This window comes from Kluyvera huaxiensis (genome assembly GCF_040149365.1).
In the GTDB taxonomy this organism is placed as follows: domain Bacteria; phylum Pseudomonadota; class Gammaproteobacteria; order Enterobacterales; family Enterobacteriaceae; genus Kluyvera; species Kluyvera intermedia_A.
In genome coordinates, this window is record NZ_JBEFLV010000007.1 from 209,495 (window position 1) to 230,895 (window position 21,401).

A 21,401-nucleotide genomic window follows, 5' to 3' on the forward strand; every position below is an offset into this window, starting at 1 on the left:
GCCCGATAAAATATCGGGCTTCAAGACAGGAGACCTTAATCAGTCATACAGCCCCATCTTATAAACACGGAAACTGGTAATGTCATAGCGATAGCCATCCCCATTCACGTCTGCATTTTTGTAATACCCAGATGTCATGGTCGCCTCAAAAAGCACCGATTTTGTCTCAGCATCAATCTCCTGTAGGAGCAAGTTACCCATTGCCTCCGTTCCCTCCTGCGGGTCAATAACGTCGCTATCCCCCGGCTGACACGAAATAGCCCGACCATTTTCATCAAATGTACAATCGCCAAAATGAACGACAATATTACCATTCGACTGGATCTCTTTAGCACTTACGCAGCTACTGTAACCACGGGATCCGAGTTCTTTACCATACTCAAATGGGCGTTTGACGGTCATGGCGTTCAGATCGATAACAAAATGGACCACTCGGCTGTAATTATCTGGAGGAAGTAGGCTGTTTTCATCATTTCGCGAACGGAAATTACCATTATCAAATACCATAAACTCCACGATACCTGGGTCATCATTAGCAATTTCGACAACGTTATGCTGCCCCCACGTCCAGAAATCACGGTTCGCAGCCTGAATATCCGCCGGGCGACTAAAGTCATAAAGCGGCATGCCATCGTTATCTACAGGCGTCAGTAAATAAGGCTGGTACTGCTCAGCCCAATCTTCATGGGTCGACATAATAAATTGCAGTGACTCATTCTCAAGAGAAACACCAAACACAGCGCTTTGATGACGCCCCGAAGAAATCAGCAAGTTATTCGTCGTATTTACGTAGCTTTGGTTGATATGAAGCCAATCTGACACAGTGGGATCTTCACCGGGTGCTGTGCCGGTCGGACGAGGTGTTCGCGATGGATCCAAAATCAATGCCATATCGTAATAAGCAATTTCCAGGCCTGTCGTCAGGTCAACCACCGAAACACCATCCTCGTTGCTTTTAAGCGCGTCGGGTCTACCAGAAGTATACTCAGAAGGGGCAATAACCGTGTTTGCATCCCACTGCCATATTGAATGATGGAATTGGTTATCCAGAACATAGAAGCGATGCAACTGCCCCATCATGTCAAACTCATACATATTCAGATAGGTAGCTTTCGCTTCTGATGTCGCAAGGAAATGGCCATTTGCAATACGGACAAAGTTAAATGAAGGGAAATCTTGCGTAACATACCAGCGGACAATCCCATTTTGATCGAGCGCGTAATTATAGCGATCAAAATGAGTGATGAAATAGAACCCAGGCGCCAGGCTTACAGTGTTCGTGACCGGTTGAGTGACATTGATAATTGGGAATCCCAACTGCACTTCGGCCGAATCGGTTGCAGGAAGTGGCTGTGTGGTTAGTAGATAATTAGCCACCTCCAGATCATCAATCAAAATAGCAACCCGATTATCTGTTGCAGGTACCAAACCAAGTACGGGTACAAGGTTCGCTCCTACCTCCAGTGTAATAGTCTGCTCAATAAGACTCGCACTTTTCGCCACATCCTGAATATGCAAAGTGATATCGCGAACTTCAAGACTCCAGACACCTATCCAGGCACTTAAGGGTGCCGTACCAAACGGATCAGGAATGATCAGCACATTCTCTAACGTATTCTCTCGCATAACTTGCGATAAGTAATCCTGATAAATATTAGTATGACTCATGACCATGGCATTATTATTATCGACACCCTGGTTAATCGCTGGACGTGGGGTTGGCAGTGTAATACCCCGTTGTTCTAAACTATTCATTATATATCTCCATTGAATTAAATGATTGCCCCTTGTTGGGAACGACATAATTAATACAATGAAGAAACCTTTTCGTGATAATAAAAACAGACTAAAACATATCAATCACATACAAATAAAAAACCTAAAATATATCACACCGTTGATTGTACTCATATTTAATATAATTCAATGCTGAAGTTACATTCTCAGGGGACAGATGACCTAGATGCGTAAAAAAAGGATGTTTATAGACATAATCAACAAATTTTGTTGCACTGATTAGCGTCGCATCCCCCAGAGTTCTCGATGATTTATTATCCTCTGTAAGGTTACATACCGCTATCGCATAGTCACGCGTTGAAAACGTACGCCAAATATTATTCCGAATGCCCCCGCCAGTAAATAAACGAGGGGGCATTCTTCTGTGTGGAGGGACGTGGCCTCTCTCTCGAACGAAAGATATATGGCAGCGCCCTTGGCGAATATGCAGCAAGTTTGCCGCCATACATCCTCCCAGGATAAAACACTCGTGTTCGAGAAAATGTTGCGCATGTAGCGACCGCTCGTCTGTTAGCATATGAACTAACTCGAAATGTCGATATGCCGTTAAAACTGGTTTCACAATCATCCCCGGATCATTTTTATATAAAAGTGCAGGTCCATAATCTACATCAAACAAAACCGGGCGCCGCATTGTCATGGCTTCTTTGCGCTGAACCATATGCGTCAGGGTATCCTGCGGCATGCGTTCTTCATATTTTGAGTGATACTGAAAACTTTCTTCTACCGGTCTGGCAGAGTAGTTTGAAGATATTGCGACAACTCGCCCATTCAGCTCTTCTGCGGTCACTAGTACATAAAGATAGCAGTCACCTTTATTGTACTTAACGCGAAAAGCTCTGGTACTAAGCACAATATCAAATGATGGAAAATCCCAATGACATTCAGCCTGATTGACACAGCGAGATAACTTAAAAAGTTCCCGGTTAAGCCCGGTACTGTCTAATCTCAATATAGAACGTAGCTCGCTGATTGAGGCACCTTCCTGAATCAACGTGGCGAGCGCATCGCGGCGATTATCATTATTAGCACTTGCGGCAAGGATAAACGTTTTAGAGCAATGGCAACAATACATTCGTTGACCACCCTGCGATGAAAATCCATGCTTTTTTAATTGGTTGCTACCACAACTCGGACACAGTTTTATCACACCTTTCCAGACCTGATTAGTCGCATGTCGATAAAGGTTCAGCGCCGTTGCTGAGATGACAGGAAACTGAAAACCACATTCCTGACAAAGAATAGACTCTCCTTGCAGAACATAATCAGGGCTATTGAGTATCCCCATATTTTTACATCCGAGAGTTTTACAGTAATCAACATTAATATTCGTAAACATTGACCTCTCCAGAGCTTTACTGAGTCAAACATCACAAAGCATTTCACTGATGAAAAGTTAACCTAAACCGTATCTTAAATTTTATTTCATCAATGGATTAATATAAGGTATGATAACCCGACAGATATTTTCACAGTCAATATTAAATATAACCACGTTTAGGTTAATGATTAGCTGTTCCCCTCGATTAACTTTATCATCACCAGAATAAAAGAACCTGACCCGGTGCATAATCATCGAGTCAGGTGGGCAAAGCCCGAAATGGCATAACATTTTTTTATTATTCGTTGATCAGCCCCAAGTCACTGGTGTTGGTTTATCACCACGGGCTTTCATTAGTGAATCACTATTTATTTCATTCTGATATTTCAGGAATTTATCATAAAGTTGCTTTTCAATCTCAGGCTGTTTTCCAATTTGATTCACAACTTCGGAACGATCATTTTTCAAATTATAAAGATACTTCGGTTTATTCTGCCGATCGATAATCATCTTCCAGTCACCATCTCGGATCGCCCACTCATCCGTCGGATCATCCTGGAATGGCATATCAATACCAAAGATCAATGGTTTCTCACGTTTAAGCTCTTTCTTCTCGAGCAGTGGCAGCAGCGACTGACCATCGTAAGCACGATCGGTTGGTAATTTGAAGCCCATCATTTTCGCAAGTGTCGGCATCCAGTCGAGACCGTAAACTGGAGTATCCGTGACCATTCCCTGTGGAAGATGATTCCCATACTTAATAATGGCTGGTACACGAATACCACCTTCCCAAAGGTTATCTTTGCGCCCACGTAAACCGTCGGTCTCACCCGCCATATTCAACTCATATATTTTTCGCGCTTCGCGAGTCACCGGCCCGTTGTCACTGGTAAAGATGACAATCGTATTATCTTCCTGCCCCATTGATTTAATTTTATCCATTACTTTACCGACCTGCTCATCCATATAGCTGATGTTGGCATAATACTCACCGGCCCCTCGCCACGGTTTATCAGCCCAGTCGCCATAGAAGAGATCGGGATGCTGCTTCTCATAGGCACTCATGTACTGCGAGTACATATCAAGGTATTTTTTAGGAGATGCCAGTGGAGTATGGACTTCGGTGAAAGCGACATATAAGAAAAATGGCTTATCATCCTTCTTATTATCCAGCCAGGTAACAGCTTCTGAACTAACAAACTCACCGCTCATTGTATCTGCGCGACCAATATGCTCCCCATTACGTATCCAGCCAGTCGGGTGAACCATCCCATAGCGAGGGCGTTCTTTGGCGTTATCTAACGTAGAGTCCGTGACAAATCCAGCAGGGTTAATCAGGCTGTAGTCAAACCCCATGTCTTTTGCCTGTGGCTGATCGGTACGGTCACCGCCCGCATTAAGGTGCAATTTCCCCATCATCGCCGTGTCATATCCCTGCTGCTTAAGCAAGTTCGCAATCGTCAGTTCATTGCGGCCCAATGCAACGTCTTTACCTTCAGGGATCCAGGAACGAACGCCGGTGCGGAATGGCATTCGCCCGGTTAATAATCCTGCGCGGGAGGGAGAACACAAAGGTGCTGGCGCATAATAATCAGTAAACTTAACGCCCTCTTCAGCCAGTCTGTCAATATTGGGAGTTTTTACAATCTGATGACCATAGGTCGCAAGGTCGCCATATCCTAAATCATCAGCTAATATGATAACCAGGTTTGGATGGTTAATATCAGCTGCATGAGCAATACCCGTTATTCCTCCTGTACACAGGGCCAATCCGATCATACTGGCTACTAATGTTCTTTTCATAATAAATCCTTTTTAAAATATACATTAAAATTCGTAACCCAACATATAAATCATCTGATCACCATACCCATCATAACCAAGCTTATTATCGAAATAGCGATAGGTGATAGTTGCTTTCCAGCGTGGATAAAACTTCCAGGCTAATGTGAGCCCGCCATTCAATCCATTATGTCCAGATTGTTGTTCGGCATAAGCATCATTCCTATCAAACTCTATTTCATTCCAGTCAGAAAGAACAAATCTCTCGCCAAATAGCGAAAAGTTATATGCAGCAGTCCAACCGATTACATACCCATTCCAGCCATTTGTTTGGCCATATTTTTTTGAAACATAATCGCCCGATTGGTTGTGTAATCCAATATAAGGTTTAAAAAAGCCCCACTTGCCATCCCAGCCGAGATATCCCATACCATAGAACATATCAAGATCATCCGACCACGAGTTATCCCATTGTCCATATAATTTACCAAAAAATGTATAATTTGAATCAAAAAGGCGAACATGAGTCATCGCTGAAACTGTATGGTTACGCCCGGCTACCGAATGATTTAGGACATTGCTTTCATAAAAAGAATAAAATTCAGCCTCTCTAAAATTAACACCAAAATCGGCTGTCACTTTCCAGACTTCACCGCGTTCAACATCGACAAATCCGCTATTCCAATCGGCATAGCCCGCGTTAATTGATCCAAAAGAATATTTATAGTCCAACGATGCCTGTGCTGGAAGGCAAATCCCACCCAATACGGCAAGTAAAGCACAACTTAATAGTGTATTAATTCTCCTAGGCATCTAAACTTTCCCTATTGTTATAATTTAATAAAAATTTATTACGAGGGAATTATTTTCAATTAAATATATAGACAGAATAGTGATATGAATCGCATAACTAGATTGAAAGTTAGCGCCATCGACAGTGTGTCACAATATGTTGTTTCGACGCTATAAAAACATTGTTTTTATGTACGAAAGATAAAAATATAGTTCATCATATTATGCGTTATTTTAAACACATCCCATAATAGGTTGAACTAAAATGTTTAGACGTATAGATGGCGTTGTAAAAAACCATCAAGATTCCAGCACTTCCTTCTGAGTTAAGTTTAATAATAAGTCAGAACAATCATATCATAAAAACATATAGCAAGCGTAATTCGGCTTATCAAACCCAGCCGAATTTCCATTGCAAAATGTATTCAAATTTTATCTTTGAAATAACTTTCATAAACATAACCTAATATGATATCAATTAAATAAGAAACATAAAACAAATTACAAAGCGCACATTGGATTATAATCTAACATTATTGATAAAAAACAATATTATGCCTTTACTTTATACAAAATCACTATCTATACTTGAACAAAGCATTCCCTCATGAATAATATCTTCAATCTTAAAGATAACGCTATAGATATAGGTAATAACTACGCCTTATGATTTTGTTTGTGCCTGGCAAAGAAATAACACCAATGCCATGTATAAATTAATGAGATATTTCAATCATAGTTACATCTTATTGTAACGACGATTTAAGAAACTCTTTCACATAAAACATATAATTTTTATTAAATATAATTATCGATGATTATTATATTTAAAAAATACAGTTTATTTTATTACCAATTTCCGTGCCAGAGAGCATCCTGAAAGTAACAGGACACATCTGCGATGCCTTACCGATGACCTAATGGAGTTTTTTGTGAAAAAATATAAAATAAACAATCAATTTATATACGATGAGTCTCTACGTGAGATACAGTCTCTACACAGTAACGAGATTATAAGAATAACGATTCTACGTGCCAGATGCCTAAGTTTTCTTATTGATAATGCTCAAAAAAACACAGTGACAAGGCAGACGATGATGGGGGCGATATGGGGCGTACGTGGACAATACATTAGTGATGCAAACTTAACGCAGTTGTTTTACCTACTGCGTCGAGATTTACGTAAGATAGGGCTGGAGGATTTTTTTACCACCCTTCCGAGAGAAGGAGTAATTATTAATAATAACATCTTCATTGACACCATTAGTACATCCCAAAAAAAAGAAAACAAACTAATGAACAACCATGCTAAAAATCTCCATATTATGTTTTTGCTGTTGGCTATAACAATTTGTGTTTTACTTTTAAAATATCCGCTCTAACCTCTTTATATCAACAACAGGCTCATGGATGAGCCTGAATAAAAAAACGATTCCTGTATTAATTCTAGCGTTCATTGTCAAAGTATTTTTTGATCCAATCGTTAAAAAATCGCAAAACCGGACCTGAAAACACTCCCCCTAAACCAGCAACTAATAGAACCATATTAAAACTAAACGCCTTCTCAATCGCAACTGTGCTTAAAAGAAAACTGGTAAAGCAAGATATTATTATTTGAGTTAAACAATATTTTAGACGTGTATTAAACTTGGTGTATTTACGTCTACTTTTCCTTAAAAGATAGCTAACTATGCCTCCCCATGCTCCAACTGTGATGATTGTAAGTAAGACATCCAGTTCGAGTAAAATAACCTTACTATTAGATATATGATTAGGAATTAACATTCAACCCTCTACAAAAGATATAATTGCAAGGGTAAAAGTTTATGCTAAAGAACCCATCAAAGAATAATATAAATACATAATAAAAAGCCCAGAGCTTCGCAACCCCGGGCTTTTATATGATATGACTGAAGTGATTAACGAGTTAAATCGTCAAAGAACTTTTTCACGCCGTCAAAGAAGCTTTTGGAGCGCGGACTGTTGTTTTCACCGGTTGGGCCGCCGAAGCTGTCCTGCAGATCTTTAAGCAACTGTTTCTGCTTCTCGTTCAGACTCACCGGCGTTTCAACAACCACACGGCACAGCAGGTCGCCCTGCGCACCACCGCGGACAGATTTCACGCCCTTGCCACGCATACGGAACAGTTTGCCGGTTTGCGTTTCGCCCGGGATTTTCAGCTTCACGCGACCATCGAGCGTCGGAACTTCAATCTCGCCGCCCAGTGCCGCCATGGTGAAGTTAATCGGCACTTCACAGTACAGGTTGTTACCTTCACGCTCGAAGATAGCATGCTGTTTCACCTGCACCTGAACGTACAGATCGCCCGCTGGTGCACCGTGTTCACCCGCTTCACCTTCACCAGAAAGACGAATACGATCGCCGGTGTCTACGCCTGCCGGAATCTTCACCGACAGCGTTTTGGTTTTCTCTACGCGACCATGACCGTGGCATTTGTTGCACGGATCTTTAATCAGCGTACCGCGGCCCTGACAGTGTGGACAGGTCTGCTGTACGGCGAAGAAGCCCTGGCGCATCTGCACCTGTCCTGCACCGTGACAGGTTGGACAGGTCTGCGGCTGTGAACCCGCTTTCGCACCGCTGCCGTGGCAAACGTCACACTCTTCCAGCGTTGGAATGCGGATCTCTTTGGTCACACCACGAACCGCTTCTTCCAGCGTCAGATCCATGTTGTAGCGCAGATCGGCGCCACGGGATGCACGCTGGCGACCACGGCCACCGCCGAAGATGTCACCGAATACGTCACCAAAGATATCACCAAAGTCTGCGCCGCCGCCGTAACCACCGCCGCCGCCACCCATGCCGCCCTGTTCAAAGGCTGCATGACCGTACTGATCGTAGGCCGCACGCTTCTGCGCATCGGTCAGGATCTCATACGCTTCTTTGATCTCTTTAAACTTGGCTTCGGCCTCTTTATCCCCCTGGTTGCGGTCCGGGTGGAATTTCATGGCCAGGCGTTTGTACGCCTTTTTGATTTCACGCTCTTCCGCTGTTTTGGAAACGCCCAAAATCTCGTAATAATCTTGCTTTGCCATTGTTGTTTTCGAGCCCCTTAACATACGAGCACGGGCGTGGAGAGATCTCCTACGCCCGTGCCAATTAACTACCCTGCATCAGGGCGATTATTTTTTGTCTTTCACTTCTTCGAACTCAGCGTCAACAACGTCGTCGTCTTTAGCATTGTTCGCGGAAGCGTCAGCGCCTGCTGCACCAGCCTGCTGCTGTGCGTGCTGCTGCTGAGCGATTTCCATCAGTTTCTGGGAAACCTGTGCCAGCGCCTGCATTTTCGCTTCGATGTCAGCTTTGTCTTCGCCTTTCAGAGACGCTTCCAGCGCAGTCAGTGCGGACTCGATAGCAGTTTTGTCTTCAGCTGGCAGCTGTTCGCCTGCTTCTTCAACCTGCTTACGGGTGCTGTGCAGCAGATGGTCGCCCTGGTTGCGGGTCTGAACCAGCTCTTCAAACTTACGGTCAGCTTCGGCGTTAGCTTCGGCTTCGCGAACCATTTTCTGAATTTCGTCTTCGTTCAGACCAGAAGAAGCCTTGATGGTGATCTTCTGCTCTTTACCGCTGTTTTTGTCTTTCGCAGACACGTGCAGGATACCATCAGCATCGATATCGAAGGTCACTTCGATCTGCGGCATGCCGCGCGGTGCTGGGCTGATACCGTCCAGGTTGAACTGGCCGAGATCTTTGTTATCGGAAGCACGTTTACGCTCACCCTGCAGCACATGGATGGTTACCGCAGACTGGTTGTCTTCAGCGGTAGAGAACACCTGGCTGTGTTTGGTCGGAATAGTGGTGTTTTTGTTGATGAGTGCAGTCATCACGCCGCCCATGGTTTCGATACCCAGAGACAGTGGGGTAACGTCCAGCAGCAATACGTCTTTCACTTCACCCGTCAATACACCACCCTGGACTGCAGCACCGATAGCAACGGCTTCGTCCGGGTTAACGTCTTTACGTGGCTCTTTACCGAAGAACTCAGCAACTTTCTTCTGAACCATTGGCATACGAGTCTGACCACCCACCAGGATAACGTCCTGGATATCGGATACAGACAGGCCAGCGTCCTGCAGTGCAACTTTCAGCGGCTCGATAGAACGGTTAACCAGGTCTTCTACCAAGCTTTCCAGTTTCGCACGAGTCACTTTGATGTTCATGTGTTTAGGACCAGACGCATCTGCAGTGATGTACGGCAGGTTAACGTCGGTCTGCTGAGCAGAAGACAGCTCGATTTTCGCTTTTTCTGCTGCTTCTTTCAGACGCTGCATCGCCAGCGGATCGTTACGCAGGTCGATGCCCTGGTCTTTCTTAAACTCATCAACGAGGTAGTTGATCATACGGCTATCGAAGTCTTCACCACCCAGGTGAGTATCACCGTTGGTAGCCAGTACTTCGAAGGTTTTTTCGCCGTCAACTTCGTCGATTTCGATAACGGAGATATCGAAAGTACCACCACCGAGGTCATAAACCGCGATAGTACGGTTGCCGACTTCTTTATCCAGACCGTATGCCAGTGCAGCGGCGGTTGGTTCGTTGATGATACGTTTTACTTCCAGACCTGCGATACGACCGGCATCTTTAGTTGCCTGACGCTGAGCATCGTTGAAGTAAGCAGGTACGGTGATAACCGCTTCAGTTACCGGTTCGCCCAGGTAATCTTCAGCCGTTTTCTTCATTTTTTTCAGCACTTCGGCAGAGATCTGTGGAGGCGCCATTTTCTGACCCTTCACATCGATCCATGCATCACCGTTGTCAGCACCGATGATTTTGTACGGCATGATGGCTTCATCACGCTGTACTTCTTCGTCCTGGAAGCGGCGACCAATCAGGCGTTTAATCGCAAACAGAGTATTTTGCGGGTTTGTCACTGCCTGACGTTTAGCCGGCTGACCAACCAGAGTTTCACCATCCTGGGTATATGCAATAATAGAAGGCGTGGTGCGATCGCCTTCGGCGTTCTCTAGCACGCGTGCAGTAGTGCCATCCATAATCGCTACACAAGAGTTGGTAGTACCCAGATCGATACCAATAATTTTACCCATCTAAACGTCTCCACTAAAAATTCATTCAACATGTGGTTGTGAGTCTGTAATAAGGGCGAAACCTACGGTTTCAACTGCCCTGAATCGTTTTTTTTCAGACTCATTCACTGCGGTTGAGTACAAGATGGGGGCTCAACGTCATCCATCAAGGGGGCAGGCTAAAAATTTTTTCATTCAGTGCGCTTTTAATTTAATTTCCCTCGCCCGTTTTATTCACGCCAATTATATAAAAAACAAAATACATTCAATAAATTACTGTCACACAAAGTCATAATTAAGCGCTGAAAGCCTTACCGGAGAGCGATAAAATTCGCCTTTCTGTTTCATGTCCTGAAACGGCCTTTTTCGGTAAGGAACACAATGAAAGCCATCGTAAGTCTCTCAGCCTGCCTGGCGTTCGGCCTGCTGCTGGCGGGATCCGCCTATGCCAACGACCATAAAACGCTGGGCGTCATTGCATTACCCCGCAATGAAACCAACGACCTGACGCTTAAGCTGCCGGTGTGCCGCGTGGTGAAACGCATCCAGCTCACGGTCGATCGCGGCGACGCTGCATTAAGCGGCGCATCCGTCTATTTTAAAGCGGACCGTAGCAGCAGCCAGAGCCTGAACGTACCGTCAACCCTCAAACAAGGCGTGACCACGGACTGGATTAATATCAACAGCGATAACGACAACAAACGCTGTGTCTCCAGAATTTCCTTCTCCGGACATACGGTGAACTCCTCCGATATGGCCTCGCTAAAAATCATCGGCGACGATTAACCCCGCCCTCAGACAAAAGCCGCATACCCAATGAAAGCCTTCTACCTGGATGACAACGACCTCGTTTTTCTTCAGCACTGTAGCGAAGAGCAACTGGCAAACTTAGCCCAATTGCTGACGCACAATGAAAAGGGAAAACGCCGTCTATCAAGCGCCCTCTTAAACAATGAATTGTATATGTCGATGGAAGGACATCCGGAACAACACCGTCGTAACTGGCAATTGATTGCCGGTGAACTGCAGCACTTTGGCGGCGACAGTATTGCCAATAAATTACGTGGTCACGGGAAACTGTATCGTGAAATTCTAATCGACGTAGCCAAACGTCTGAGCCTCAAAGCCGATAAAGAGATGCCAACGGCTAAGATTGAAAAAATCCTGCTTGAGCATTTTATCCGTCACGCCTGGCAGCGAATGGATGATGAGCAGAAAGCCCGCTTTCATGCCGCCGTCGAGCTGAAAGTAACGGAACTGGAAAAATTATTGCCTCAGCTAATCGATCACCACCGTCTGGAACATGGAGTATCGCATCTGCTGGCCGACCAGCTCAGCCACATTCTGCATAAGCATGCTGCGGTGAGCGTTATTGGCCATGGTTTGATACGTGGCGTAGGGCTTGGCGGGCCGGTGGGCGCGGCAGTCAACGGCGTGAAGGCGGTGAGCGGTAGCGCCTATCGGGTCACTATTCCCACCGTCCTGCGCATCGCTTGCCTGCGTCGCATGATGGCCATTGCCTCACTAAAACGCTTAGGTTAAGCGTAAAACGGGGAAAATAGTTTATTTTCCCCTCACGAGATCATAGACAGCCCGTTTACTCCTGATTATTATGCCGCGCCCCAACACTGGGGAGACTATTTCACCATTCAATGATGATTTGAGGAATTATGGGCAACACTAAGTTGGCTAACCCGGCACCGCTGGGCCTGATGGGCTTCGGCATGACCACCATTCTGCTTAACCTGCACAACGCGGGTTTCTTTGCTCTTGACGGTATTATTCTGGCAATGGGTATTTTCTACGGCGGTATCGCACAGATTTTTGCCGGCCTGCTGGAATACAAAAAAGGGAATACTTTTGGTCTGACCGCCTTCACCTCTTACGGCTCTTTCTGGCTGACTCTGGTCGCCATCCTGCTGATGCCGAAAATGGGCCTGACCGAAGCACCTAACGCGCAGTTCCTCGGCGCCTACCTGGGCCTGTGGGGCGTGTTCACGCTGTTCATGTTCTTCGGTACGCTGAAAGCGGCACGCATGCTGCAGTTCGTGTTCCTGAGCCTGACCGTGCTGTTCGCCCTGCTGGCGATTGGCAACATCAACGGCAACGAAGCGATCATCCACGTTGCAGGCTGGATTGGCCTCATCTGTGGTGCCAGCGCCATTTACCTGGCGATGGGCGAAGTGCTTAACGAGCAGTTCGGCCGCACCGTGCTGCCGATTGGTGAAAAACACTAATCCTCACCTCTCTTTAAAAGCGCTGGCCTGTCCGGCGCTTTTTTTTACCTACCAACTACCTATCCTGGGGTTATCGCCCGCTCGCTATTTACGTTATTTTCAACGGCTCCTCATCATTAAAAGGATTGTTGATAATGCGGCTTACGTCTGCCAGCTACGTGATTCTGGCCACCAGCGCCCTACTTCCTATCACCGGACATGCGCTATCAGCCAACGAAGTCACCGGCGTTGATTGGGATAAGGACAATACCGTTCGCACAGGCGACAGCATCAATACGGTTTATCGCATTATGATGGCGGGGGGAGCGCGTAACTCTCTTTGGCTGAATATTGATTGTGGCACCCAGGCTAAAACATTGCTGTATATGAACCTGCGGACCGCTGCTGGAAAAGATATGCGCGTCTATGGCAGCAGCTCTGTTGCCCGCTATATTCCCGGTATCCCTTTCGAACCCGATGCCGACAGCCTGATGAGTACCGACCCGGCGCTCAATATCTGCCAGCAAAAAATACCGCAGACCCGCTGGGTGGGGCTGTCTACAGCGGATAAAAATGGCGATCGGCCGTTTATCGATTTGAACCGCAGCTATCGTCAGGGCAACATGCTCAATCTGCGGCTGGGGATCGATTACGCCCGGATTCATCGTGACGCACAATATACCGCACCCTACGACTTTAAAATCAGCCAAATGCAGGTTAACTGCGGTAACAATCAGGCGCGTATTGAGCGGACTTTTTCGGTCAATGGAGCAGTTGTGACCGACAACAGCATCACGCCGAATGCCGTTTTCTCCCCTCTATCTCCGGCGCTCACACCGCCAATGAAAACGCTATGCGCCTTAAAAGACCTCAGTCAGTTTACCGGCCATGGTCCACTGGTCGAACGGCAGAAAACGGCTGCCGATGCACCGCTGGTGCTCCCTGATTTTGCCCAAAACGACCCCAGTGCATTAGCCCGCTACCCGCTACCAGAAACGGTCAATAATACGATTCACCAGACGCTGGAAGGCGAAAACCGCACCCCGAACTTTACCCGTCTCACGTTCACCCAGGTATGGCCGGGTGATGATGACAGCAGCGCGAAAACACGAATCGACCGCCTGCCGGACGGCAGCACGCTGACGCTTGACACTCTGATACTTAAAGGGGTGACCTTCTACATCCAGTACCAGCGTCTGTTCAATATGGTGAACCTGAAAGAGTGGGATTCCATGCAAAACAGTCCACTCATCGGCCAGACGCTGGAAACGGACTTTAGCGCCGAGCCGGTGGTCGGTAAGCCATATCGCTGGCATACGATGCTGAAAAATGAGCAAGACCCACAGAAGAGCAAATCCAAAAGTCAGGTTTGCAGCGTGGAAGCACCATGGCATGACGCCTCAATGCTGAATGAGAAATTCCCGGGACGCTATCTTGAACTGAGCTGCACCGACGACCGGGGCGACGGTCGCGCAATGAGTAGCGATTATGCCTGGCTCGAAGACCTACGCATCTTTATTCGTATTGGCTATCAGGAAGAGGGGCAGAAAAAGCGCTTTATGTTTAAGGACGTCAATATCATTCGCTAGCGAATAGCCCGGCGTGGCTACGCCGGGCACCAGACTCGACTACGACCGCTGTAGCTCACCGCCCACTGCCGCGGGTACTTCTTTACGTAACCAAATACCCAGAACCAGGCCCAACAACGACAGCGCCAATACGTACCAGGCAGGCGCCATTGGCGATACGCCCATCAGCATGGTCACGGCAATCGGCGTCAGGCCGCCGAAAATAGCGTAAGAAAGATTGTAGGAAAATGAAATACCGGTAAAGCGGACTTCCGCCGGGAAGGCTCGCACCATCACGTACGGCACCGCGCCGACCACCCCAACGCACAGCCCCACTAGCCCATACAACAGGAAAATTTGTTCTGGATGCGTTCCCGCCAGGTGATAGAAAAGCCAACTGGAACAGGCGAGTAAAATACTGCCAACGATAAAGGTTTTGCTGGCACCAACTTTATCCACAATCAATCCGGCCAGCAGGCATCCGACACAAAGCATTACCGTGGCCACACTGTTGGCCTGTAAGGTCAGCGCTGGGGCAAAACCGTACTGCTTTTGCAGCCAGACAGGAGACATCAGGATCACCACCACGATACCAGCCGATAACAGCCAGGTCAGCAACATCGAGACTACCACCGCTGGCTTATGCTTGAGCACAACCGATTTAATCGGCAACTCCTGCGCCAGCGCCTTACGCTGCTGCATCTCAAGGAAGATAGGCGTTTCCTGCAGCCAGCGACGCAGATACATCGCCACCAGGCCAAAGATCCCCCCCAGCAGGAAAGGAATACGCCAGCCACCGCTGTGAATCGCCTGTACCGTCAGTTGGGTGTTAATCAGAGTTGCCACCACCGAGCCCAGCAGGATCCCGACCGTCAGCCCTGCCGTCAACGTCCCACAGGCAATACCAATCCGACGCGCCGGAACGTGCTCGGCGACAAATACCCATGCCCCAGGCACTTCCCCGCCAATCGCCGCACCTTGCAAAATACGCATCATCAGCAGCAATAACGGCGCCGCCAGCCCGGCAGTGGCATAGGTTGGCAGCAGGCCAATCGCCAACGTCGGCACCGCCATCAGGAGAATGCTAAGGGTGAACATTTTCTTGCGCCCGACCAGATCGCCGAAGTGCGCCATAATAATGCCACCGAGAGGACGGGCCAGATAACCGGCGGCAAAGATGCCGAAAGTCTGCACCTGGCGCAGCCATTCGGGAATATCTGCCGGGAAAAAGAGCTCCCCTACCACGGCGGCAAAGAAGACGAAAATGATGAAGTCGTAAAACTCCAGCGCGCCGCCTAATGCCGCCAATGTCAGAGTTTTATAATCTTGTCGATTCAGAGGTCGGGTGTAATTTGACATAACGAACCATTCGCAAAGTTGAGCTGTCGATAAAAGCTTACGATTTATGTAAAGAAAAAATTACTATACCGTAAACTCTATCCCACTCCAGAGGAATGATAGGTTATGTCAGGAATGCATTACATTCAGGATAATGTCTCGCGACGTGCACTCTTAGGGCGAAAAGCTGCTACTACATCCGCATTGGTTTCAATGTACGGCCCCTCCAGCAATTGTACACAATACGGTACACTTGCAAAAATACCGTTGACCAACACTTTGCCTTCAGCGTCTTTAACCCCTTCCAGCGTCTCCTGAATCGCTTTCGGCTGACCCGGTAGATTCAGAATCAGCGCCTGTTTACGAATGACCCCAACCTGGCGGGAGAGAATCGCCGTCGGCACAAAATGCAGGCTGACCTGACGCATCTGCTCACCAAAACCCGGCATTACGCGATCGGCGATGGCCAGCGTCGCATCCGGCGTGACATCGCGACGCGCAGGGCCAGTGCCGCCGGTGGTCAGAACCAAATGGCAGCTCATCTCATCCACCAGCTCACACAGCGTTTGTTCAATGATGGTCTGCTCGTCAGGGATCAGGCGAGTTTCCACTTTAAAAGGAGTGGTCAGGGCAGATGCCAGCCACTCTTCGAGTGCCGGGATGCCTTTATCCTGATATACGCCGCTGGAAGCGCGGTCAGAGATAGAAACTAAGCCAATGCGTAAAGTATTCATGATTATTCCATTAAAACGGTGCTGTTAAGCGGAATGATACACGCGATTGTCCGGCAATACTAAATCCCCAAACGGGTTATCTGACCGCATTCCCCGAGGCGCTCCGCAAAATCAGCAGGCCGATTGATAATTCACTGTCATGCTGTTTGCCGGGGTGACAGACTCCGGCGAAAGATAACCACGGAAGGTGGAAAATGCATAAAAACCGGTCCCCTACACCTCATGATTTGGTGTTTAAAACGTTTCTCTCACGAATGGAAACGGCGCGAGATTTCATTGCTATTCATCTACCGTCGGCCTTGTTGCGTCTATGCGACCTGCAAACCCTGCATCTTGAGTCGGGGAGTTTTATTGAGGACGACTTACACCCCTATTTCAGTGACATGCTCTACTCATTAAAAACCGTCTGCGGCGACGGGTATATCCATGTGCTGATAGAACATCAGAGTTCACCTGATAAGCATATGGCCTTTCGTTTAATGCGCTACGCGATAGCGGCGATGCAGCGCCATCTGGAAGCCGGCCATAAAACCCTGCCGCTGGTTATCCCGATTCTGTTTTACCAGGGGCGAAGAAGCCCCTATCCCTATTCGATGAACTGGCTGGATAACTTTGTTGACCCACAGCTTGCGGGAAAAATTTACAGCCAAAATTTTCCCCTTGTGGATATCACCGTCATTGCTGATGATGAGATCATGCAGCACCGCAGCATGGCCGCGCTGACGCTGATTCAAAAGCATATCCGCCAGCGCGATCTGACCCGGCTATTTGATAAGCTTGCAGGACTATTAACCCGCAACCACATCAGCGGACAACAGGTTATTGCGCTGGTAAACTACATGCTGCAGGCGGGAAAGGCTCAGGATGCCCGCACATTACTGTTTGAGATGGCGCAGCATGCGCCTCAGTATGGAGACGAACTCATGACATTAGCAGAGCAATTGAAGCAAGAAGGACGTACCGAAGGTATCCAGCAGGGTATTCAGGAAGGCATTCTGGAAGGTATGCATACGGGCGAGCGTGAGGCATCTCGGAAAATCGCGCAGGCAATGCTCAAAAAAGGGATATCGGTGGCTGATGTCATCGAGATGACCGGTATTACGGCAGAAGAACTCCCTTCTCTCCAGCATTAAAAAAACGGCCCGCTCTCAGTAATGAGAAACGGGCCGTTGTCAGGCAACGACGCAGTCTTACAGCAGGTCGCCGATCATTTTTTCCAGTTTTTCCTGGTCGATGGCAAACTTACGGATACCTTCCGCCAGTTTATCAACAGCCATTGGATCCTGGTTGTGCTGCCACAGGAACTCGGACTCGGTGATGCGGTCTGGACGCGCTTTCACTTCACCGGTAAAGGTCAGTTTACGTTCCAGTGCGCCTTCGCTTTCTGCCAGCTCTTTCAGCAGTGCTGGAGCGATGGTCAGGCGGTCACAGCCGGCCAGTTCCAGGATTTCACCGATGTTACGGAAGCTTGCGCCCATAACGACAGTCTCGTAACCGTGCTGTTTGTAGTACTGGTAGATTTCGCTCACGGAAACCACACCTGGATCTTCTGCCGGAGCGTACTCTTTCTTGTCGGTATTGGCTTTGTACCAATCCAGAATACGGCCTACGAACGGGGAGATCAGGTATACGCCAGCTTCCGCACAAGCACGCGCCTGAGCGAAGGAGAACAGCAGCGTCAGGTTACAGTTGATGCCTTCTTTTTCCAGCTGCTCTGCCGCGCAGATACCCTGCCAGGTAGAGGCCAGTTTGATCAGAATACGATCGTTGCTGATACCAGCATCGTTGTACATTTTGATCAGGCGTTTCGCTTTTGCGATGGACGCTTTGGTGTCATAGGACAGACGCGCATCAACTTCCGTTGAGATACGGCCAGGGACCAGTTTCAGAATTTCCAGACCGATATTTACGGCCAGTTTGTCGGTAGCATCTACAACCTGCTGAGCACGATCGCTGCTCTGGCTGCGCGCCCACTCTACCGCATCATCAATCAGTTTACGGTACTCAGGGATCTGCGCTGCACCCAGAATCAGAGAAGGGTTGGTTGTCGCATCCTGAGGCTGATACAGCTTCATTGCTGCGATGTCTCCAGTGTCAGCCACTACGGTTGTGTACTGACGCAGAGATGTCAATTTATCCGTCATGATAGTGTTTCTCTTTAAACAGCTGTTAGGGGGATGTAACCGGTCTGCCCCGATAATATCACGCCGCACTCTCAGCGCAACCGCCGACGTCGCGAGAGCGCAGAGTATGATAAACTGCAATATCAAACTTTGAGGGTTGCGTTTCTGCGCCCTGATAGTGGTAGCGCTTACATTGGCTGAATCGAATCGTGTAAGGCAATCTGACCTTCCCGCGCTCAGCCCTCGATTTTGGCATAGACAAGAGGATGTTTAATGCCTGAGTTTCTCACCTTTATCAGCGAGATACTGTGGGGTTCGGTAATGATTTACCTACTCCTCGGCTGTGGCCTATGGTTCACATGGAGAACCGGCTATATCCAGTTTCGCTACATCCGTCAGTTTAGCAAAAGTCTGAAAAGAAGCCTGACGCCCCGTGAAGGCGGCCTGACCTCATTTCAGGTGTTATGCATTAGCCTTGCCGCCCGTGTGGGTAGCGGCAATCTGGCCGGTGTGGCATTAGCGATTACCGTCGGTGGTCCCGGTGCGGTGTTCTGGATGTGGGTTGCCGCCATTATCGGCATGGCCAGCAGCTTTGCCGAATGCTCGCTGGCGCAGTTGTTCAAAGAACGCGACGCCAGCGGCCAGTTCCGTGGCGGCCCAGCCTGGTACATGTCCCGTGGGCTGGGGATGCGCTGGATGGGCGTCATCTTTTCCCTGCTTCTGCTTCTGGCCTACGGGCTGATTTTCAATACCGTGCAGGCTAACTCAACCGCGCACGCGCTGGAGTATGCGTTCGATATTCCTAAAGCCGTGACCGGCGTGGTCATGGCCGTACTTGCGCTGCTGGTAATTATGCGCGGCATGAAAGGCGTGGCGAAGTTCAGTCAATGGGTCGTGCCCTTCATGGCCCTTCTGTGGGTCGCCGCGTGCCTGCTCATCAGCCTGTGGCATATCGTCGAGCTACCGGCCATTATCGAAATGATTATCCGTAGTGCCTTTGGCTGGCAGGAAGCGGCGGCGGGTGCCGTGGGCTATAGCGTGAGCCAGGCTATCACCAGCGGTTTCCAGCGCAGCATGTTCTCTAACGAAGCGGGTATGGGGTCAACACCAAACGCCTCGGCGGCGGCCTCCTCTTTCCCACCGCATCCGGCGGCGCAGGGGATCGTCCAGATGATTGGCGTGTTAATCGATACCCTTGTCATCTGTAGCGCCAGCGCCATGATCGTGTTACTGGCGGGCCACGGAACAAAAACCACCAGCTACGACGGCATTCAGCTGATTCAACACGCAATGAATGTGCTGGTCGGCGACTGGGGTGCGAGCTTCGTGGCGGTGGTGATGGTGTTGTTCGCTTTTACTTCGGTGGTGGCAAACTATGTCTACGCCGAAAATAACCTGATCTTCTTACGCTGGAATAATCCGTGGGCCATTTGGCTGCTGCGCCTTGCTACGCCGCTGATGGTGATAGCCGGTAGCTTGCTGAATCTGCCGGTAGTCTGGCAGATGGCAGACGTCATTATGGCGCTGATGGCCATCACCAACCTGACGGCGATTTTGCTGCTCTCGCCGGTGGTGAGAATTATTGCCACTGACTACCTGCGTCAGCGTAAATTGGGCGTGACGCCGGTATTCGACCCTGACTATTACCCGGAGGTAGCCCAGCAGCTGGCACCGGAGAGTTGGGATCAACCGCCGCGCCAATAGCAGCAATCGATCACCTGATGCCGTTTTTTTGTTAAAGTTGAGTGAAATTTTCTGCAAGGACTGGATATGCTGATTCTGATTTCTCCTGCTAAAACGCTCGATTACCAAAGCCCGCTGGCAACGACGCGCTATACCCAGCCCGCGCTACTGGAACAATCCCAGCAGTTGATAGGCGTTGCGCGTAAACTCTCCGCGCCGCAGATTAAGGCGCTGATGGGGATAAGCGACAAGCTGGCAGACCTGAACGCCACCCGTTTCCACGACTGGCATCCGGATTTCGCCCCAGATAATGCACGTCAGGCGATTCTGGCGTTTAAAGGCGATGTCTATACCGGGCTACAGGCGGAAACCTTCAGCGAGGCCGACTTCGACTTTGCTCAGAAACACCTGCGCATGTTGTCCGGCCTGTATGGCGTACTGCGCCCGCTGGATCTGATGCAGCCCTACCGTCTGGAAATGGGCATTCGCCTGGAAAACCCGCGCGGTAAAGATCTGTACCAGTTCTGGGGAGAGGAAATCACCCAAACGCTGAATGCGGCATTAGAGGCTCAGGGCGATGATGTGGTGGTGAATCTGGCCTCGGATGAATACTTCCGCTCGGTGAAACCGAAGGCGCTGAAGGGACAAATCATCAAGCCGGTGTTCCTCGATGAGAAGAACGGTAAATTTAAGGTCATCAGTTTCTACGCCAAAAAGGCACGCGGGTTGATGAGTCGCTTTATCATTGAAAATCGCCTGACCAAACCAGAGCAGTTAACCGGGTTTAACACTGAAGGATATTTCTTCGATCCGGCAAGCTCAACCCACGACGAGTTGGTCTTTAAGCGTCACGAACAGTAATCGAAAAAGCCCGGCATTGCCGCAATGCCGTTCACTTAAGCGGAGAAGCATGACGGTTAACCGGATAGCGGGTTTTTGATATTTTAACCGCCCTCGGCCTTGATGGTCGGGGGCGTTTTGTTATAAATAGCACCTCCAGAC

18 protein-coding genes are annotated in these 21,401 nt (G+C 48.5%); 8 read left to right on the forward strand and 10 right to left on the reverse strand.

Features of this window, described 5'->3' with window-relative positions:
• Positions 1-39 precede the first annotated feature (39 nt).
• From ABOC97_RS09940 to ABOC97_RS09955, 4 genes are all read right to left on the reverse strand, one after another.
• On the reverse strand, positions 40-1,755 hold the full coding sequence (locus ABOC97_RS09940; RefSeq protein WP_349596926.1) for an aryl-sulfate sulfotransferase: 1,716 nt from the start codon (positions 1,753-1,755) through the stop codon (positions 40-42).
• Between the two features lie 124 nt (positions 1,756-1,879).
• Positions 1,880-3,136, reverse strand: coding sequence for an IS1/IS1595 family N-terminal zinc-binding domain-containing protein (locus tag ABOC97_RS09945; RefSeq protein WP_349596929.1), 1,257 nt, complete (start codon positions 3,134-3,136; stop codon positions 1,880-1,882).
• Positions 3,137-3,427: 291 nt separating this feature from the next.
• Positions 3,428-4,921, reverse strand: a complete 1,494-nt coding sequence (locus ABOC97_RS09950; protein ID WP_349596932.1) for a sulfatase family protein — start codon at positions 4,919-4,921, stop codon at positions 3,428-3,430.
• A gap of 24 nt (positions 4,922-4,945) precedes the next feature.
• Positions 4,946-5,713, reverse strand: a complete 768-nt coding sequence (locus ABOC97_RS09955; protein ID WP_349596935.1) for an outer membrane protein OmpK — start codon at positions 5,711-5,713, stop codon at positions 4,946-4,948.
• 911 nt (positions 5,714-6,624) lie between these two features.
• Here ABOC97_RS09955 and ABOC97_RS09960 point away from each other — a divergent pair.
• Positions 6,625-7,074: a winged helix-turn-helix domain-containing protein gene (locus tag ABOC97_RS09960; RefSeq protein ID WP_349596938.1), complete on the forward strand. Its 450-nt coding sequence runs from the start codon at positions 6,625-6,627 to the stop codon at positions 7,072-7,074.
• Positions 7,075-7,138: 64 nt separating this feature from the next.
• Here ABOC97_RS09960 and ABOC97_RS09965 read toward each other — a convergent pair whose 3' ends face one another.
• From ABOC97_RS09965 to dnaK, 3 genes are all read right to left on the reverse strand, one after another.
• Positions 7,139-7,477: a phage holin family protein gene (locus ABOC97_RS09965; RefSeq protein WP_349596941.1), complete on the reverse strand. Its 339-nt coding sequence runs from the start codon at positions 7,475-7,477 to the stop codon at positions 7,139-7,141.
• 134 nt (positions 7,478-7,611) lie between these two features.
• Positions 7,612-8,748 (reverse strand): molecular chaperone DnaJ, encoded by a 1,137-nt coding sequence (dnaJ, locus tag ABOC97_RS09970; RefSeq protein WP_234507346.1) that lies wholly within the window; start codon positions 8,746-8,748, stop codon positions 7,612-7,614.
• 87 nt (positions 8,749-8,835) lie between these two features.
• Positions 8,836-10,758 carry a molecular chaperone DnaK gene (gene dnaK, locus ABOC97_RS09975; RefSeq protein WP_234507349.1) on the reverse strand — a complete coding sequence of 641 codons (1,923 nt, stop codon included), beginning with the start codon at positions 10,756-10,758 and terminating at the stop codon, positions 8,836-8,838.
• A gap of 360 nt (positions 10,759-11,118) precedes the next feature.
• On the opposite strand from dnaK, the gene ABOC97_RS09980 reads away from it, so the two are divergent.
• The 4 genes from ABOC97_RS09980 (at position 11,119) to ABOC97_RS09995 (ending at position 14,542) form a co-directional block, all read left to right on the forward strand.
• Positions 11,119-11,523, forward strand: a complete 405-nt coding sequence (locus tag ABOC97_RS09980) for a DUF2541 family protein (protein ID WP_234507352.1) — start codon at positions 11,119-11,121, stop codon at positions 11,521-11,523.
• 30 nt (positions 11,524-11,553) lie between these two features.
• The gene (gene msyB / locus ABOC97_RS09985) at positions 11,554-12,279 is read left to right on the forward strand and encodes an acidic protein MsyB (protein ID WP_349596946.1); all 726 of its coding nucleotides are present in this window, start codon (positions 11,554-11,556) and stop codon (positions 12,277-12,279) included.
• A 128-nt stretch (positions 12,280-12,407) separates the two neighbouring features.
• Positions 12,408-12,974 carry an acetate uptake transporter gene (gene satP / locus ABOC97_RS09990; RefSeq protein ID WP_061283005.1) on the forward strand — a complete coding sequence of 189 codons (567 nt, stop codon included), beginning with the start codon at positions 12,408-12,410 and terminating at the stop codon, positions 12,972-12,974.
• A gap of 134 nt (positions 12,975-13,108) precedes the next feature.
• Positions 13,109-14,542 (forward strand): hypothetical protein, encoded by a 1,434-nt coding sequence (locus ABOC97_RS09995; RefSeq protein WP_349596951.1) that lies wholly within the window; start codon positions 13,109-13,111, stop codon positions 14,540-14,542.
• Positions 14,543-14,581: 39 nt separating this feature from the next.
• On the opposite strand, the gene ABOC97_RS10000 is transcribed toward ABOC97_RS09995, so the two are convergent.
• Positions 14,582-15,880 (reverse strand): MFS transporter, encoded by a 1,299-nt coding sequence (locus ABOC97_RS10000; protein ID WP_349596954.1) that lies wholly within the window; start codon positions 15,878-15,880, stop codon positions 14,582-14,584.
• A gap of 125 nt (positions 15,881-16,005) precedes the next feature.
• The gene (gene mog / locus ABOC97_RS10005) at positions 16,006-16,593 is read right to left on the reverse strand and encodes a molybdopterin adenylyltransferase (RefSeq protein ID WP_062771696.1); all 588 of its coding nucleotides are present in this window, start codon (positions 16,591-16,593) and stop codon (positions 16,006-16,008) included.
• 194 nt (positions 16,594-16,787) lie between these two features.
• On the opposite strand from mog, the gene ABOC97_RS10010 reads away from it, so the two are divergent.
• Entirely contained in the window at positions 16,788-17,726 is a 939-nt protein-coding gene (locus ABOC97_RS10010) for an Rpn family recombination-promoting nuclease/putative transposase (protein WP_349596957.1), read from the forward strand.
• A gap of 57 nt (positions 17,727-17,783) precedes the next feature.
• On the opposite strand, the gene tal is transcribed toward ABOC97_RS10010, so the two are convergent.
• Positions 17,784-18,737, reverse strand: a complete 954-nt coding sequence (tal, locus tag ABOC97_RS10015) for a transaldolase (RefSeq protein ID WP_061283010.1) — start codon at positions 18,735-18,737, stop codon at positions 17,784-17,786.
• Positions 18,738-18,989: 252 nt separating this feature from the next.
• On the opposite strand from tal, the gene ABOC97_RS10020 reads away from it, so the two are divergent.
• Positions 18,990-20,420, forward strand: a complete 1,431-nt coding sequence (locus ABOC97_RS10020; RefSeq protein ID WP_349596960.1) for an alanine/glycine:cation symporter family protein — start codon at positions 18,990-18,992, stop codon at positions 20,418-20,420.
• 66 nt (positions 20,421-20,486) lie between these two features.
• Positions 20,487-21,260, forward strand: coding sequence for a peroxide stress protein YaaA (yaaA, locus tag ABOC97_RS10025; RefSeq protein ID WP_349596963.1), 774 nt, complete (start codon positions 20,487-20,489; stop codon positions 21,258-21,260).
• Positions 21,261-21,401: the final 141 nt, after the last annotated feature.

Coding starts and splice junctions, on each gene's coding strand:
- yaaA (WP_349596963.1), top strand. CDS start 20,487: ATGCTGATTCTGATTTCTCCTGCTAAAACGCTCGATTACCAAAGCCCG.
- ABOC97_RS09965 (WP_349596941.1), bottom strand. CDS start 7,477: ATGTTAATTCCTAATCATATATCTAATAGTAAGGTTATTTTACTCGAA.
- ABOC97_RS10020 (WP_349596960.1), top strand. CDS start 18,990: ATGCCTGAGTTTCTCACCTTTATCAGCGAGATACTGTGGGGTTCGGTA.
- ABOC97_RS10000 (WP_349596954.1), bottom strand. CDS start 15,880: ATGTCAAATTACACCCGACCTCTGAATCGACAAGATTATAAAACTCTG.
- ABOC97_RS09995 (WP_349596951.1), top strand. CDS start 13,109: ATGCGGCTTACGTCTGCCAGCTACGTGATTCTGGCCACCAGCGCCCTA.
- dnaJ (WP_234507346.1), bottom strand. CDS start 8,748: ATGGCAAAGCAAGATTATTACGAGATTTTGGGCGTTTCCAAAACAGCG.
- ABOC97_RS10010 (WP_349596957.1), top strand. CDS start 16,788: ATGCATAAAAACCGGTCCCCTACACCTCATGATTTGGTGTTTAAAACG.
- ABOC97_RS09955 (WP_349596935.1), bottom strand. CDS start 5,713: ATGCCTAGGAGAATTAATACACTATTAAGTTGTGCTTTACTTGCCGTA.
- mog (WP_062771696.1), bottom strand. CDS start 16,593: ATGAATACTTTACGCATTGGCTTAGTTTCTATCTCTGACCGCGCTTCC.
- ABOC97_RS09945 (WP_349596929.1), bottom strand. CDS start 3,136: ATGTTTACGAATATTAATGTTGATTACTGTAAAACTCTCGGATGTAAA.
- ABOC97_RS09980 (WP_234507352.1), top strand. CDS start 11,119: ATGAAAGCCATCGTAAGTCTCTCAGCCTGCCTGGCGTTCGGCCTGCTG.
- msyB (WP_349596946.1), top strand. CDS start 11,554: ATGAAAGCCTTCTACCTGGATGACAACGACCTCGTTTTTCTTCAGCAC.
- satP (WP_061283005.1), top strand. CDS start 12,408: ATGGGCAACACTAAGTTGGCTAACCCGGCACCGCTGGGCCTGATGGGC.
- tal (WP_061283010.1), bottom strand. CDS start 18,737: ATGACGGATAAATTGACATCTCTGCGTCAGTACACAACCGTAGTGGCT.
- ABOC97_RS09940 (WP_349596926.1), bottom strand. CDS start 1,755: ATGAATAGTTTAGAACAACGGGGTATTACACTGCCAACCCCACGTCCA.
- dnaK (WP_234507349.1), bottom strand. CDS start 10,758: ATGGGTAAAATTATTGGTATCGATCTGGGTACTACCAACTCTTGTGTA.
- ABOC97_RS09950 (WP_349596932.1), bottom strand. CDS start 4,921: ATGAAAAGAACATTAGTAGCCAGTATGATCGGATTGGCCCTGTGTACA.